Below are 14810 nucleotides of genomic sequence, written 5' to 3'. Positions count from 1 at the left end.
AAGGATGACCTGGTGAGCGAAGTCGAACCGGCGTTCTTTCCCTACTCTTCTTCCGGGGCATCAAGCGCGAGGGGCTCGTCGGCGGGAAGTACCTCAACGCCCTTGAGCTTGCGCTGGATGGCGCGGGTGCGCTTGCCCACCACGTCGTCGAGCTGGTTGAGGCCCGTCTGGATGTTGTGCTGGGCTTTTTCGAGGAGCGTGCCGAACTGGCTGAATTCTTTCTTCACCGCACCGAGCACCTGCCATACCTCGGAGCTGCGCTTCTGGATGGCGAGCGTGCGGAAACCCATTTGCAGCGAGTTGAGAATAACGGCCAGCGTGGTGGGACCGGTGACCACCACGTGGCAGTCGCGCTGCAGCTCTTCGAGCAGCGAGGCCTTGCGCACCACCTCCGCAAAGAGCCCTTCGAAAGGCAGGAAGAGGATACCGAAGTTGGTGGTGTTGGGCGCGTCGAGGTATTTCTCGCAGATGTCTTTCGCCATCCGCTTGATCACGGTCTCGAGGTTCTTCTGCGCGGCTTCGATGGCCGGGAGGTCGCCGCTATCGTAAGCGACCTGCAGGTGCTCGTAGGCGTCTTTCGGAAACTTCGCGTCGATGGGGAGCCACACGTACTCGCGGTCGGCCTCGCGGTTGGGAAACTTCACCGCGAATTCAACCCGTTCGGCGGAGCCTTTTTTTGTAGCCACATTCGCTTCGTATTGCTCGGGGGCGAGGATGTTCTCGAGCAGCATCTGCAGCTGTACCTCACCAAAGCCGCCGCGCATCTTGACGTTGCTGAGCACTTTCTTCAGCCCGCCCACGTCCTGCGCGAGCGTCTGCATTTCACCCAGTCCTTTCTGTACGCTTTCGAGCTGCTTGCTTACCAGCTCGAAGGAATGGCCGAGGCGTTCGTTGAGTGTTTTCTGGAGTTTTTCTTCCACCGTCTCGCGCATCTGGTCGAGTTTCTTCTCCGTGCTTTCCACGAGGAGCTGCTGCTTTTCCTGGAGCTCTTCGAGCTTGACGCGCTGCAGCTCCTTCATGCTGTCGACGTTCTCGCCGAAGCGCTCGGCAAAGTTGCGGAGCGAGCGGTCGAGCGCGGAGCGCTGCTGGTCGGTGAGGTGGTTGAGCGTGGCCGAAAGCTCGGTGCGGAACTGCTGCAGGGCCGCGAGCAGCTCCTGGCGGTTTTGCGCCGCCGAGGCGGATGCTTCCTCGCGGGCGGCCTTGAACTCCGCGCGCAGGTTGCCGTTGAGCCGGTCGAAGTGCCTGTCGAAGTCAGGAGCGTCGGCAGGCTTTGCACGAAAAACAACGATCAGCACGATCGCAACGACACTCAGCAGGCAGGCGGCCAGGGAAAGCGCAAACATAGGCGGGAATTGGCCTGCAAGATATTAGAGATTCTCCACATATAGGAGCCGTCCCGTTCGGGAATCGGCAAGCGGCATAGAGAAAGAACGCAGATTTTTTATGATCGTTACGATTAACGCTGATAAGAGAGCTGCGTCAGCAAATCCTAACCAATCTTAATAATCTGCGTGTACCGCTTGCGGTACCTGCGTTCTTTCTCCCTCTCCTCACGCCACGCAGTTCGTTGCCGTAAAGGGCACAAACTGGTTGTTGATGAAATAGCGGTCGCGGCAGTCCTGCGTCCAGTCGATGCTGAGCACGTGCTCGAGGGCATTGAGGAGGTGCTGCTGGCTGAAGGGCTTCACGATAAAGAGGTTGGCCCCGTTGCCGTAGGCCTTGGCGATATCGGTCATCCGCACGGAATTGCTGTACACCACCACGGGAACGCGGTCGTTGCGGCTGTCGGCGCGCAGGGCGGCCAGGCATTCGAGACCGCTTTTGCCGGGGAGGGTGAGGTCGAGGAAGAGGATACCGACCTTCAGCAGGGGCCATTCGGCCAGGAGAGCTTCGCCGCTGTGCAGGGCGGTAAACGGAAGAAGGGGGTCGATTTTGTGGAGAGCTCGTTCGAAGAGAAGGCAGGCATCGGTGTCATCATCCACCAATAGCAGGTGGGGGTAAACAAGGGTAGGGTGCTTCATTCGGTTTTGCGTGGTGTGTGGGTGATACAATCGGCCTTTCGACCTTTGCATTTCAAATTTAGCTAATATCAATTCGAAAATGCAGGATAATTTTTTTTAATAAAGCCCGACTGTAGCCATTATTCACATCTTGTTGGCGGCGCCCCGATTGGGCGAAACTTCCCTTTACCAAGTTATTCACATGGAAACGCGTACCTTTAACAGGTATTTCCGGATCGCCCGCTCGCTCTTATGATCCTCCGCTTGCCCGCGGCTTCGACTACGCTCAGCCTGACAGCTGCGCCAACATCGACCCGGCAGGCACAAAGGGGCTCCCCGCCCCTGATCTCCGAAAGCAAGTAAGGTAATGCAGCAACCCCTGTGGAGTTGTCGCTGCGGTCTGGCCTTATTCAAACCGCCTTAAGGCCCCCACAGCCTCGCCCCAGGCAAGTAACGTCGCAACCCGGCCCATAAAATAAGGTGCCGCCCGGCGTCTGGAGCAGAGTGTGCCAGCAAGGCAACAAGCTTTACGCTTTTTTATTGACCATGACATTTGAACAACTGGGTCTGTCCGAGCCGATTCTGCGCGCACTGGCCACCGAAGGCTACACCACGCCTACTCCCATTCAGGAGCAATCCATTCCCATCGTGCTGAAAGGCTATGACCTCATCGGCCTCGCACAGACCGGCACCGGCAAGACCGCTGCCTTCGCCCTACCGATCCTCGACATCCTGCACGAGGACAACAAGAACACCAAGGGCTACAAGCATATCCGCACCCTCATCCTGACGCCCACCCGCGAGCTCGCCTCGCAGATCGGCGATTCCTTCGCCGCCTACGGCCGCCACACGGGCCTCAAGCACGAGGTGATCTTCGGCGGCGTATCGCAGGTGCCGCAGGTGCAGAGCCTCCGCATCGGCACCGACGTGCTCATCGCCACGCCGGGCCGCCTGCTCGACCTCATGAACCAGGGCTACGTGCACCTCGACTACCTCGAGATATTCGTGCTCGACGAGGCCGACCGTATGCTCGACATGGGCTTTATCCACGACGTGAAAAAAGTGATCAAGGTGCTGCCCACCGACCGCCAGACGCTCTTCTTCTCGGCCACGATGCCGAATGAAGTGAGCTCGCTTGCCGAGTCGATCCTCTACAAGCCCGAGCGCGTGGAGGTAGCCCCCGTATCGTCGACCGCCGAAACGGTGGAGCAATCGATCTACTATGTAAACGGTAAAGACAAGATCGACCTGCTCGTGCACCTGCTGCAGGAGCACAAGATCCAGCGTACGCTCGTGTTTGCCCGTACCAAGCACGGCGCCGACAAGCTGGCCAAGAACCTGAAGAAGGCCGGCATCCGTGCCGACGCCATCCACGGCGACAAGAGCCAGGGCGCCCGCCAGAACGCGCTTTCGTCGTTCAAGGAAGGCAAGCTGAAAGTGCTCGTAGCCACCGATATCGCCGCCCGCGGCATCGACGTGGACGCGCTCACGCACGTGATCAACTACGACCTCCCGAACGTACCCGAGAGCTACGTGCACCGCATTGGCCGTACCGGCCGCGCCGGCGCGAGCGGCATCGCCTTCTCCTTCGTCAACGGCGAGGAGCGTGCCTACCTCAAGGACATCCAGAAACTCATTAACAAGCAGATCCCCGTGGCCGAGCACCCCTATACCGACCACAACCCCGTTACCGACGCAGCACCGAAGCCCCAGGGTGGCCGTGGTGGCGGTGGAGGTCGCAACCGCGGTGGCGGTGGCGGCAACCGTCAGGGTGGTGGCAACCGTGGCGGTGGTGGCGGACATCGTCCCCGCAGCGGCGAAGGCCGTGCCCAGCGAGGTGGCGGTGGTCAGCAAAGAAGCCAGGCTTCTTCGCAGCAGGCATAGACCCATCCTCCCGGCCTCTTTCCCTAAGGGAAGGAGGAGGACCTCAGCCCCGGCCCCTCTCCCAGGGAGAGGGGAGCAAAAAAGGGACGCACGGTGTGCGTCCCTTTTTTATTGAGATTTTACCAGGTCTTTTACGAATCGAGTTATTAACCATTTCACTTTCATCAAGCCTTTCTAAACTTGCATTTGCCACACTTGTAGCTGATTCGAGATGCATAGTGAAATGTTCGCAGGTTTCACATTCGCCTTACCGCTATTGGACTACGCGGAAGCAATATACATATCTGGCCTCCCGCATGTCGAAGGCGCGCCCCAAGGCCATCTGATACACGTTGAAGTGCTTGTCTGGGTTGGTGATCGTCATCTCGAACGCAGCATTAGTGCAGTTCCGATTTCCCAAAGACCGGCTGACGGGATCCGGAAAAGAGAGCAAGTAACTGCCGGCTCTGATAGGAACAAATGCGATCTTGAGTTCGTAGGCGGCTTGTTCACTATAGTACACATTGATTCCGTTCTCTCGCTCGAAGTCCAATTCGGTCATTCTCCCTACTAGGGGAGCGATGGTAAAATCATAACGCCCTCCGCTGTCACGGCGGCTTACGGAATCAAGGCGGCGTAGAAAGATGTTACTGCCCAAGGCAAAAGACCCACTGTAATCAATCATTTCTCCACCACCGCTCCGGTCGCGCTGTACCTTGGGTATCGATGAAATCAATAAGATCGTGTCTCCTACCTGGTAGGTTTCCATGGCCGGGGAGAGGGCCGCTGTGGCCTCGAAGGCATACCCCCCGTGCTCACAGGGGCGACCAACATCTCTGGGTGTGCAACCCAAAAGCAAGAAACTAAAAATCCAAGAGAAGGTTGGCTTTAGTCGCATAATCAATAGGTATAAGAGTGAAATAACGTATATACGGCACTTGCCTGAGAATTAAGATTCTGTTGCAGAAGAGCGTCTCGGAAAGCAGGCACCGAACCTACACTTGGCCCAAGGGCATCGAAACATTGCTTCGCACTAAACCCCGAAACGCCATCTGTAACGTCTGTGAACGATCTAGGTTCGCCAGTGTCCTGTAAATCTAAAGGTAGACCTTTCGGAATCCAATGATCAACATCTTCAAGGGTAGATAGTTTTAGTCGGTAATTTTCCAATGCTTCCAAGTATGCGCCCTTTAAATCAGTATAGTTGTTATTAAAAACATGTCGTTGGAAAATCACATTGAAATTATTGGAATAATCACCAAAGCCGAAATACCGATCAGTGAGCAAGTAACCAATATGATATCCCCACATTTCGCTGACCCCAATCAAAGGAACTGTAGTCTGGTCACTGCCGTTTCCATAAGGAGCATATTCTGGATGAAAATATTTGGACTTTACCAGTTCCGTAATGATGTTTTGCCGGTATTGATTCCAAAAGATACAACCGACCTGTGCATAATGAGATGCATGGCCGAACTCGTGGTAGGCGGTTTCTTTTAATGTAGCGGAAGTAACTTTACAATAATTATCCTCATTGTACCCTATAACAATATCTACTTGTCGCGACAAGGCATTAGCCAGTGTTCCAAAAGGCACAATATTCGAAATAAAGAAGGCAGCGAATTCCACGTCAAGACTGGCTAAACATTTGTTGAGCATAGGTGTAGCACCGCGGCCTGCCATTGAGCCCCAATTGGTCATCAACACTTTCAAATGGTTGGGAGGAAGTCCGAATTCCAGTTCACTTGCATAACTCCGGAATTCAATCAGGCTATTGTGCGTGGTAAAAGCCGTCCAAAGTCCCATGGTGCGTCCATCACTGTTCGGCTTTAAAAACGTGTGTGTTATTTGGGCCATGTCAGCATACTCAAATACGCCTAACCGGTCGCGAACCGGAAACAAGATTTGCCAAACCCGAATACCTCTGATCTTCCGAATGCTTCCGTAGTCGTTTCTAGCTTTTACGATCACTTTCACTTTATTCCGGAACTTCTTACTGGATAAAAAGCGTCCTTGGTCGTCTGTATAGGTTCGGGCGATCTTAAACCAACGCTTGCATACCACCCGCGCCTGGCGAACGGGGACATCCTTGGTGGTGCCGCCACAGGACGCAATTTCCTGCACCTTAATGGTTCCCTTTGGAACTTCCGGGTCGGAGCCACCGCCACCACCACCGCCGGGGTCGCTGTCACAGCCTGGTTCGGGCAGGCAATCGCGTGTAGGGTCATTGCAATCGCAAGGAATACGAGGATACTGATACGTATCCGTCGCTACATCCGTACGCTGAATACTAACCAGGCCGGTTTCGCTGGAATAGCTTGACTGGTAACTTGCGCCAGCTGCCATGCTTTCCGCCACTTCCTCAAGAAACAGGTCATCTTCAGGCAGATAAAGTTGGTCGAGAACCTGGTATTGAATGTTTGCGGGAAAGCTGTACGAAGCCGGCACCACCGTATAAAGCCAGCCAAATTCTTCCGTAGTCAGCGTAGAATCTTGATAATAGTCCCCATCCTGTACTACTTCATAATCCATCGGATAATCCTGCAGTTCAAGGTCTTCGGTCTCTTCCAGGATGGTAAATTGGTCGGCATTGGCCGGCTTGAAGCGCACATAGAGGTGTGTAACACTTATTGGATAATGGCCGCCATACATTTGGTCGACTGCTTGCTGCATTATATGGTAAGACCGTACGGGTTTTGCAACTGAGCTCCCAGAATAACCGGGAGATCGCCATTATTCAGATCGGAGGTATCGACCGTTCGCGCCAACGCTCCCGGCCTGGCAACTCCAGGAATAGGCGCGTTTTCGACAAAAAATCCAGGCGGCGGCTTAGGAGAAGTTCTTGTCAGGGTAGCGTCCTTTACTCCCTCAATATTGCGTTTGCAAGACACGCCTAAAAACAAAAAGTACAAAGAGCCAGTTTGATGGTTAATCGCATAACAGTTGGTTTAGTATCCCCAATATAAGAAGCATCCCCGGGCTATTCTAATTATTCTTCCGAAGGGAGCGCCACTTCCAGCACCAGAACAAAATCGACAACAGCTATTTGAAATGTCCCGGCGCCTTTTTATTTTACTGTACGTAAACCCCTTTTAAAACCAAAACGAACATTTGTATGAGTAACCTCACGCTCAACCGCATCGACACAACCCTCAGCGATGCCGAATTCAACAACATCAAGGACGCCATCCGGAACATCGACAGCAGCCTCGGCGGCAAGACGCGCAGCCTCACGAAGGAGGAGCGCAAGAAGCTGCCGAAGATCAACAAGGACAACCTGCTTTTTGTGCAGGATGCGGCGCTGGCGGCCGACAATGCCCGCGACCTGCTGCCGGCTTACTTCAGCAGCGAAGCGATGCGCACCGACACCCAGTACCACCTGCAATTAAAAGAGCTTTCGCTGCTATTGGCCCAGCTCCAGGAAAAGATCAGCGACACGATGATGCTCGCCGGCTCCGAGGCCTATACGAGCGCCCTCACGGTGTACCGCATGCTGCAGGCCGCGGCCAAAGGCGGTGTGTCCGGCGCTGAGCCCTTAGCTACGAAGCTGGCCGAGCGTTTCAAGCAAGCCAGTAATGCTCCGGAGGAAGACACCCCTGCCCAAAACGGCTAAGGCCCGTCTTTCTATAGAATTGCCCCATGCCCCGGCCGCGACGCCGGGGCTTTTTCGTGCGCCGGCGCGGCGCGGAGCCGGGCGGGCGCGGTTTGCACTCTGGACGACGCGACGCAAAGCTGGTCGCGCGCGGCAAAAAGGCGGGGCTGCGCAGCCCGGGGCCTCGGTGTCGTACGCCCAAGCCGGGCGAACCCGGCAGAAAGCTGCGTCGGCGCGGCCCGGAGGTGGAGGGGGGTACCTGGGAGCTGGGGGGTATAGCAGGAAAACATGGGCCGGATGACCCGGAATGAAACAATCCGCCGTAACGGCTACCTTAGCGGCCAAATCAAAACTGATGAAACGCATTCTGACCCTCTGCGCCCTCTTCCTTACGCTGGCCGCATCCGCGCAAAACACGCTCCGCGCCGGTGCGAAAGGCTCCGCCTACAAAGGCATCAGCACCGCTTATGGCGGCGAAGTAGTGGCCTCCTTCTCGATCCACAAATTCAATATCGGCACCGGTGTCGACATCCTCTACTTTGAAAAGCTCGCCGACGTGGCCGTGCCGGCCTACATCACGGCAGGCTTTGACCTCAACGACGCCTGGAGCTTTCACGTCGACGGTGGCAAGGTGCTCTATGGCCGCAACACGGCGGTGGACGGCAAGACCCTCCGCCAGGACGGCGACCTCTACCTCGGCGCCGGCGCCCGCTACAACCTTACGCGCCGCTTCTACGTAGGCGCACAGTACTCCCGCTACGGCTTCAAGCTGAAAGGCTTCGACGCTACCTACAGCGATGCCGCAACCCTGTCGATCGGCGTGCGTCTCAAGGGATAACCCGACCGTTCTCTTTTTGCAAAGGCAGGCCCGCGGGTCTGCCTTTGTTGTTGGGAAAGCAACGTTTTGGGTTTTACGTTCTACGTTGCGCCCGTTCGTAATTTTAGACAAACATCTCCCGATGCGCCGCCCGATCCTGCTGCTGCTTGGCCTCTGTGCCGCTACGGCTACCGCATACACGCAAGACCTCACCGGTACCTGGGAAGGCACCGAGGAAGGCAATTACATGAAGCTGGTGATCATCAAAGTGGGTAACGAGTACGTGGGCTACACCTACGACACCGACCCGCGCGGCGGCTGGTGCCGCGCCAACTTCCGCGGCGCCTTCCGCACATCGGCGAAGGAGCTCCGCGGCGCCGGCGACGGCATGATCGCCATGAAAGGAAGCCACGTGCAGTGTACCTACGAGCTGACCTTCTACCCCGGCGCCAACGGCGACCGCCTGATGGGCACCGAGCGTACCAAGGGCCAGGAAAAACCGCTCTTCGACTTTCTCGATTTCGACGCCGGACCCGTAGAACTACGGCGCATCACCCGCAAGGTCGACACTACCTCGTATATGCGCGGCTTCCTCCCGCCACCGGTGGCGGCCGCGCCGAAACCCGCGCCAAAACCGACGCCCGCGCCGCCCGTGCGCAGTACCGCGAAAACGACTCCGAAGCCGGCGGTGCGCAAGCCCGCGCAAAAGCCTGCCGTCCGACCCGCGGTTTCATCAACAGCGCGCCCCGCGCCGACGGCGATCCGCACAGCCAAAAAAGATTCGCTGCAGCGGGCAGTGACGGCGGCACCGAAGCGAACGCTTCCGCCACCACGGCCGGCAGCCCCGGCGCCACTGCTGGCGCTGAAGCAGGAGCGGCGCAACATGGTGGTGCAGGAGATCAGCACCTCCGTTTCCGAGATCAGCATTCATGTATTCGACAACGGCATGCCCGACGGCGACACGGTGAGCATCCTCCACAACAACGAGGTGATCTACGACCACAAGCTCGTAACGGTACAGCCCTTCACCTTTACCGTTCGCCTCGACGCCGGCAACCCCGTGCACGAGATCACGCTCATCGCGCACAACGTGGGCACGATCCCGCCCAACACGGCGTCGATCATTGTCGAGGCCGGCGACGAGCGCTACCGCCTCACCGCCAGCACCGACCTGCAGCGCAACGCGGTCATCCGCATCGTGTACAAACCCTGAGCGGTTTGCCGTATCGGGCGTTGGACAGATTTTTTAACCGCAGAGGGACGCAGGAGAGCGGAGTACGCCCTTTGAAAGACGGGGAGGCTTATAAATGGCGAGCGATTTTTTAGCACAGCTTTTCTTAGCCCGCGCCGGCGGGCCGGCGGCTGCGTACTAGTGGTGTAGCTGGCTGTTGACGACCGCAGGTCGTCGCTTCGCGTGCTAAGAACTTTCCGGATCCAGGGCGCCTGCACTTGCAGTAAAGTAACAGCAGGCAAACCATTCTCCTGCCCGCGCGCGTCCCTCTGCGGTTACAGCACCCACTGATCCTGCCAAGGCATGCGGCCAACTGGCAGCATCGCCTGCAAATTCTTGCTACGGAGTAATAAAAGGAAGACAGCCGCTCAGGCGTCCATATGCTCGCGTATGGCCCCGTCGAGTTTTTCTGCTGCGTCGATTACCCAGGTTGGCAGCTGGGGCGCATCGGTACGCCAGTGGCCTTCGGGGCCGCGTTGCATAACAAAACAGATCCGGTGGCCGCGGTCGTCGGGCACATCGACTTCGTAGCGCGTGTCGTCGCCCATGGGGAGACGGCGGAAATTGAATTCGCGCTGCCGGTCGCCGGCTTTTATGATTTGAGAAAAGTAGATCGTTCGGCTCATGGTTGTGCTTGGCCCCGGGGGGCTTTTCACTACCTGAAAAAATTATGCCCCGCCTCATTTGAAGCGGGGCATTTCCGTTACTTTTTTCCTAAAGGCTCAGGGAAGGGCCGGGTAGTCTTTCACATGTGCCCTTGCCGCGGCGCTTCCATACTGCTGGCGCAGGCCGGCGATCGTTTTCCTGGAGTCGCTCAACTGCACGATGTAATTGAGGGAGAAGTCGGCCGATGCATTCATCGCGGGCGACAGGCCTTTGTCGAGCGCTGCTTCGAGACGCTCCTGGCGGGCCATATAGTCGGCGCGGTCGGCGGCGGTGGCGGTCTTTGCAGCGGCGCAGTCGCGCACGGCGGCCTCGAGGGCGTGCAGCTCGGGCGATTTGTCGCCGGCATTGGCGCGGAGGGTCACGTAGTCCTGCGCCAGCTTCGTGCGCTTGTCGCACTCGCCCTGCAGGTTGTTCCAGGCCGTCTGTGCGGCGTCGGCATAGGCCGGATGATTCACGAGCGCATCAACGAGGTCGGCGGCCGGGACCACCTTCCAGCCATCGTCCTGCTTGCGGAGGGTGATGCGGAGCTGGTTGTTCTGCACCACGATGTCGTCGCCGCTTTTCGATTCGGTAAAGGTTTCGGTGTCGAACACGTTGTCGGCGGTGGCGGCCGCGCGGCGCGCGCGCTCACTCTCGATGTCGGAGCGGCCCTCGAGCTGCTTGCGGCTTTGCGTCAGCAGGGCGGCACCGTCGGGGGTCATCATTTTGGCGGCCTCGTCGAAGTCGAGTGTATAGAGCCGTTGCACAAATTCGGTAGCGAGCGCTTTGGGACTTTGCTGTTGCTGGCAGGAGAAAAGGAGGACGCCCAGCAGGAGCGATCCCATCAGGTACTTCAGACGGTTCATAGTGTGCGTTTTATAGAGAGGGTTATAAAATCGGCCCCGTTGAGATGCGCCATCCCTGCGCTGCAATCGTCGTAAATCCCTATCGTACCTGGCGGACGGCTCTTGTAAGATACAGCGGAATTCGATAAGCCGCGCCCGGCCTTACCCACAATAAGTACATTTACCTGCAGAACCAACTATTCCATGTCGCGAACCGCTCCCTCCCGCTCGTCGGGCTACCTGCTGCTGGCCATTGTCCTCGCCATCGTTGTGCTGCTGGCGCTGTTCCTGCTGCTGCGCAAGGGCGCCGGCCGCCATGCCGATGAGCCCGGTGCCGTGCCGCTGTCGGGGCGCCTCGAGCTGCCCGCGGCACGCAATGGCGACGCACCGCTGCCGCACCATGGCTACACCGTCGGCTTCCGCAGCGACTACCACCAGGCGGCCTGGGTGGCCTACCTGCTCACCGCCGCGGAAGTGCGCGAGGCAAAAGCGCCTCGGACCAACAACTTCCGCGTTGATCCGGCCATACCGGAAGGCGGTGCCGACGGCAGCGACTACGAGGGCTCGGGCTACGACCGCGGCCACCTCGCGCCCGCCGAAGACCTTTCCTACAGCCCCCGGTCGATGAGCGAGTCGTTTTACTACAGCAACATGAGCCCGCAGGTGCCGGCCTTCAACCGCGGCGTGTGGAAGCGTCTCGAGGAGCTTGTGCGCTACTGGGCCGCCATCTACGACAGCCTCTACATCGTGAGCGGCCCGGTGCTCGAGCCGGAGCTGCACGTCATCGGGCCGCACCAGCTGCCCGTGCCGCAAGAGTATTACAAGGTGGTGCTGCAATACGGCCAACACGGCGTGAAAGGCATCGGCTTCCTGCTCCGCAACGAGCCCTCGGCGGCCACGCTCCGCAGCTTCGCCGTTCCCATCGATTCCGTGGAGCGCATTACGGGCATCGATTTTTACCCCCGCCTGCCCGATGACCAGGAAGTGCAGATCGAGCGAAGTGTGGACCTGGAGAAGTGGCGGTGGACGCGGAAGAAAGAACCGGCTTACTAACTGATTGTCGACAAAAGGTGCCCTCCGGGCACCTTTGTCACGCTGAGGAACGAAGCGTCTGTGGATCGATCAGCAACGGCCATTCAAATCGTGCGACGGCGTGAGTAGGAGAACAGGCTGGCTTGGATGACCTGTAGTACTACGGGACATCGATAGGAGGCTTCACGACTGGTTCGGAGCTACCGCAGCGGCAAGCTCAGACACTTCGCTTCGCTCAGTGTGACAAGGGCCGCAAGCGGTCCCTTGTGCATGCAGGTTCGCATAACTACATTTGGCGTCATGTCGCACCCGGTTGCCCCTGGCGAAAAGAATCGTAAACTAAAACCGCTGCAGCTCGCCGCCGTCATCTTCCTCACCGTATCGGGCGGGCCGTACGGATTGGAGCCGCTGCTGCAGCAGGCCGGGTCGCACGGGGCGCTGCTGTTGCTGCTTGTTACGCCGCTGCTGTGGGATGTGCCCACGATCCTCACGGTGCTGGAACTGAACAGCCTCTACCCCGAAAGCGGTGGCTATTACAAATGGGTGAAGCGCGCGCTCGGACTCCGCTTCGGGTTTTACGAGGGCTGGTGGAGCTGGCTCTACACCTTCGCCGATCTCGCCATCTACCCGGTACTTTTTGTGTTTTACCTAGGCTGGTTTTTCCCGGGCATTGAGCACTATAAAATTCCCATTTGCCTCGTCATCATCTGGCTGTCGGCCGGTATCAACATCCGCGGCATCGTGCCCGTGGGGCGGCTGTCGCTGCTTCTCAGCGGCGCCGTGCTGGCCACCTTCCTCGTGCTCTTTGCCTATGCGCTTTACCGCGGCGGCGGTCAGCTCCAGGTGCCGGAGCAGTCGCTGCGAAAGATGCCCTTTACAGCATTCGGCCTCAGCCTGTACACCGTGATGTGGAACTTCATCGGCTGGGACAACGTCACTACCTACGCCGACGAAGTGCGCCGTCCCGTTCGGGCTTATCTCATCTCCATCGGCCTTGCCTTCGTGGCGGTCATCGCTATATACGCCATCGCGCTGCTCATTGCGCTGAATGCCGGCATCGACGGGGCTGTGCTCGAAGAGCGTGGCTTTCCCGCGCTGGGCGAATTGGTGGGCGGTCGCTGGCTGGGCAACCTGATCGCCGCCGGAGGCCTTGCCTCCACCATAGGCTTGTATTCGGCGGTGCTGCTGTCGGTGTCGCGGATCCCGAAGGCGATGGCTGCCGACAGGCTCCTGCCCGCGAAGCTGCATGCCCTGCACCCGCGCTGGGGCTCGCCCTGGCTGTCGATCGTATGTTGCTCCGTGGTCGTGAGCGGGATGGTGTTCTGGGATTTCGGCGAACTGATCGTGATCGATATCACGCTGTATGGAGCGGCGCTGCTGCTCGAGTACGTAGCGCTGATCCGCTTCCGCATCACGGAGCCCGGGCGGCCTCGGCCCTTCCGTATCCCACTCGGCGTGCCGGGGCTGATCGTGATGGCGCTGCTGCCCTTCGCGGTGTATGCGGTGGCGCTCTCGGCAGCCTTTATCGACGAGGGCGGATCGTTGCGGCCGCTGCTTTTTGCGCTTGTCGCGCTCGCCAGCGCCGAACTTATGTACCAGGTAGCGCGAATCATGATGCGCAGAGCGTCGACGTTTTAAGTTTTACGTTTTTACGTTTGCGCCTTGAGCGATTCATTTTTTCTTGGAATAAACTGCATGGATCATGGCTCGCAACCATACGTGAAACGCAAAACCCAAAACGTAAAACCCAAAACGTAAAACGTATTCTCGATGAAAACCTGGGCGCAGCAACTGTATCATTTCTACACGCACTTCGATCCGCCGCGGCCGTTGCCCAACGGGGTGGAATGGCTTTTCCCGCAGGAGGAGCGCGAGGTACAAAAAGTGGTAAAGGCGTTCCTCGACAAGTATTACAACGACCGCAACGAGCGGCGTCTCCTGCTCGGGATCAACCCCGGACGCTTCGGCGCGGGTGTCACGGGCGTCAACTTCACGGCGCCGCGGCAATTGACCGACGCGCTCGGCATCAAGCATTCCTTTAAAATGCAATCGGAGATCTCGGCCGAATTCATCTACGAGCTCATTGCGGCCTACGGAGGCCCGGACGCGTTTTACGGCCGGCACTTCATCGGCTCGGTATGCCCGCTCGGGTTTGTGCAGCACGGTAAGAACATCAACTACTACGACGACAAGGAGCTGCTGGCCGCCGTAGAGCCTTTTATCATCGAAAGCATCGAAGCGCAATTGCAGCTGCCCGTCGACCGCTCCGTCTGCCTCGTCATCGGCGGCGAGAAAAATTTCAAATACCTCGACAAGCTCAATAACCGCTATGGCTGGTTTGAAAAGCTGCAGCCCCTGCCCCACCCGCGTTTCATCATGCAATACAAGCGAAAGGAAAAGCAGCGCTTCATTGATCAATACCTGCAAGTGCTGATTTCCTAACAACTACGCCAGCTGCCCGTACAGCAAACCGCAACCTGTAGTACAGCCTTCGGTATGTCCCGCCCGCGGGACGCTCCCGTACGCCAGCGCCTTACAGACGCGTAGCCGAAGGCAAGCTGCAACGACGCATCAGGAGGGCCCTTTGCATCTTTTACTTCCTTTGCGTCAAAATGCTTTCTTTTTTCTTTGCGTTTTAAAAACGCCAAGACCCAAAGAATTCCTTCGGACGCCAAGGTGGCCAGGGGCGCTACCTTCCCGCAGCATGGAAATCAGAACAACAGGCACCCACTAACACTTCATCACCGGTTTGGCGCAATTACCGCACAAAGGCTAAGGCCCGGTT

13 protein-coding genes are annotated in these 14810 nt (G+C 58.0%); 7 read left to right on the top strand and 6 right to left on the bottom strand.

The genetic code is table 11. From position 1 onward, the window contains the following. Positions 1–41 precede the first annotated feature (41 nt). Positions 42–1343, bottom strand: a complete 1302-nt coding sequence (locus ACYU7Z_RS12260; RefSeq protein ID WP_460570862.1) for a DNA recombination protein RmuC — start codon at positions 1341–1343, stop codon at positions 42–44. A 207-nt stretch (positions 1344–1550) separates the two neighbouring features. Continuing rightward, entirely contained in the window at positions 1551–2021 is a 471-nt protein-coding gene (locus ACYU7Z_RS12255; RefSeq protein ID WP_460570860.1) for a response regulator, read from the bottom strand. Between the two features lie 525 nt (positions 2022–2546). Between ACYU7Z_RS12255 and ACYU7Z_RS12250 the strand changes: the two genes are divergently transcribed. Further along, positions 2547–3884, top strand: a complete 1338-nt coding sequence (locus ACYU7Z_RS12250; protein WP_460570858.1) for a DEAD/DEAH box helicase — start codon at positions 2547–2549, stop codon at positions 3882–3884. A 253-nt stretch (positions 3885–4137) separates the two neighbouring features. On the opposite strand, the gene ACYU7Z_RS12245 is transcribed toward ACYU7Z_RS12250, so the two are convergent. Together ACYU7Z_RS12245 and ACYU7Z_RS12240 are read right to left on the bottom strand one after the other, a co-directional pair. Then, positions 4138–4632, bottom strand: a complete 495-nt coding sequence (locus ACYU7Z_RS12245) for a hypothetical protein (RefSeq protein WP_460570856.1) — start codon at positions 4630–4632, stop codon at positions 4138–4140. Positions 4633–4763: 131 nt separating this feature from the next. Next, positions 4764–6536: a hypothetical protein gene (locus ACYU7Z_RS12240; protein WP_460570854.1), complete on the bottom strand. Its 1773-nt coding sequence runs from the start codon at positions 6534–6536 to the stop codon at positions 4764–4766. Between the two features lie 442 nt (positions 6537–6978). Here ACYU7Z_RS12240 and ACYU7Z_RS12235 point away from each other — a divergent pair, with 442 nt between their 5' ends. The 3 genes from ACYU7Z_RS12235 to ACYU7Z_RS12225 all read left to right on the top strand — a co-directional run bounded on the left by ACYU7Z_RS12235 (position 6979) and on the right by ACYU7Z_RS12225 (position 9485). Further along, positions 6979–7476, top strand: a complete 498-nt coding sequence (locus tag ACYU7Z_RS12235; protein ID WP_460570852.1) for a hypothetical protein — start codon at positions 6979–6981, stop codon at positions 7474–7476. A 334-nt stretch (positions 7477–7810) separates the two neighbouring features. Further along, the gene (locus tag ACYU7Z_RS12230) at positions 7811–8293 is read left to right on the top strand and encodes a hypothetical protein (RefSeq protein ID WP_460570850.1); all 483 of its coding nucleotides are present in this window, start codon (positions 7811–7813) and stop codon (positions 8291–8293) included. Positions 8294–8414: 121 nt separating this feature from the next. Beyond that, positions 8415–9485, top strand: coding sequence for a hypothetical protein (locus ACYU7Z_RS12225; protein ID WP_460570848.1), 1071 nt, complete (start codon positions 8415–8417; stop codon positions 9483–9485). 386 nt (positions 9486–9871) lie between these two features. On the opposite strand, the gene ACYU7Z_RS12220 is transcribed toward ACYU7Z_RS12225, so the two are convergent. Then, positions 9872–10129 carry a hypothetical protein gene (locus tag ACYU7Z_RS12220; RefSeq protein WP_460570846.1) on the bottom strand — a complete coding sequence of 86 codons (258 nt, stop codon included), beginning with the start codon at positions 10127–10129 and terminating at the stop codon, positions 9872–9874. Positions 10130–10225: 96 nt separating this feature from the next. Continuing rightward, positions 10226–11014, bottom strand: coding sequence for a hypothetical protein (locus tag ACYU7Z_RS12215; protein ID WP_460570844.1), 789 nt, complete (start codon positions 11012–11014; stop codon positions 10226–10228). Positions 11015–11197: 183 nt separating this feature from the next. On the opposite strand from ACYU7Z_RS12215, the gene ACYU7Z_RS12210 reads away from it, so the two are divergent. From ACYU7Z_RS12210 to ACYU7Z_RS12200, 3 genes are all read left to right on the top strand, one after another. After that, positions 11198–12046, top strand: a complete 849-nt coding sequence (locus ACYU7Z_RS12210; RefSeq protein ID WP_460570842.1) for a DNA/RNA non-specific endonuclease — start codon at positions 11198–11200, stop codon at positions 12044–12046. A gap of 279 nt (positions 12047–12325) precedes the next feature. After that, the gene (locus ACYU7Z_RS12205) at positions 12326–13663 is read left to right on the top strand and encodes an APC family permease (RefSeq protein WP_460570840.1); all 1338 of its coding nucleotides are present in this window, start codon (positions 12326–12328) and stop codon (positions 13661–13663) included. Positions 13664–13795: 132 nt separating this feature from the next. Next, positions 13796–14467 (top strand): uracil-DNA glycosylase family protein, encoded by a 672-nt coding sequence (locus ACYU7Z_RS12200; protein WP_460570838.1) that lies wholly within the window; start codon positions 13796–13798, stop codon positions 14465–14467. The last annotated feature ends 343 nt before the right edge of the window (positions 14468–14810 follow it).

This window comes from Flaviaestuariibacter terrae, assembly GCF_054777635.1.
Note: the sequence above shows the minus strand (reverse complement) of the source record. Positions and strands in the feature narration are given on the sequence as shown.

Coding starts and splice junctions, on each gene's coding strand:
- ACYU7Z_RS12260 (WP_460570862.1), bottom strand. CDS start 1,343: ATGTTTGCGCTTTCCCTGGCCGCCTGCCTGCTGAGTGTCGTTGCGATC.
- ACYU7Z_RS12255 (WP_460570860.1), bottom strand. CDS start 2,021: ATGAAGCACCCTACCCTTGTTTACCCCCACCTGCTATTGGTGGATGAT.
- ACYU7Z_RS12250 (WP_460570858.1), top strand. CDS start 2,547: ATGACATTTGAACAACTGGGTCTGTCCGAGCCGATTCTGCGCGCACTG.
- ACYU7Z_RS12245 (WP_460570856.1), bottom strand. CDS start 4,632: ATGGAAACCTACCAGGTAGGAGACACGATCTTATTGATTTCATCGATA.
- ACYU7Z_RS12240 (WP_460570854.1), bottom strand. CDS start 6,536: ATGCAGCAAGCAGTCGACCAAATGTATGGCGGCCATTATCCAATAAGT.
- ACYU7Z_RS12235 (WP_460570852.1), top strand. CDS start 6,979: ATGAGTAACCTCACGCTCAACCGCATCGACACAACCCTCAGCGATGCC.
- ACYU7Z_RS12230 (WP_460570850.1), top strand. CDS start 7,811: ATGAAACGCATTCTGACCCTCTGCGCCCTCTTCCTTACGCTGGCCGCA.
- ACYU7Z_RS12225 (WP_460570848.1), top strand. CDS start 8,415: ATGCGCCGCCCGATCCTGCTGCTGCTTGGCCTCTGTGCCGCTACGGCT.
- ACYU7Z_RS12220 (WP_460570846.1), bottom strand. CDS start 10,129: ATGAGCCGAACGATCTACTTTTCTCAAATCATAAAAGCCGGCGACCGG.
- ACYU7Z_RS12215 (WP_460570844.1), bottom strand. CDS start 11,014: ATGAACCGTCTGAAGTACCTGATGGGATCGCTCCTGCTGGGCGTCCTC.
- ACYU7Z_RS12210 (WP_460570842.1), top strand. CDS start 11,198: ATGTCGCGAACCGCTCCCTCCCGCTCGTCGGGCTACCTGCTGCTGGCC.
- ACYU7Z_RS12205 (WP_460570840.1), top strand. CDS start 12,326: ATGTCGCACCCGGTTGCCCCTGGCGAAAAGAATCGTAAACTAAAACCG.
- ACYU7Z_RS12200 (WP_460570838.1), top strand. CDS start 13,796: ATGAAAACCTGGGCGCAGCAACTGTATCATTTCTACACGCACTTCGAT.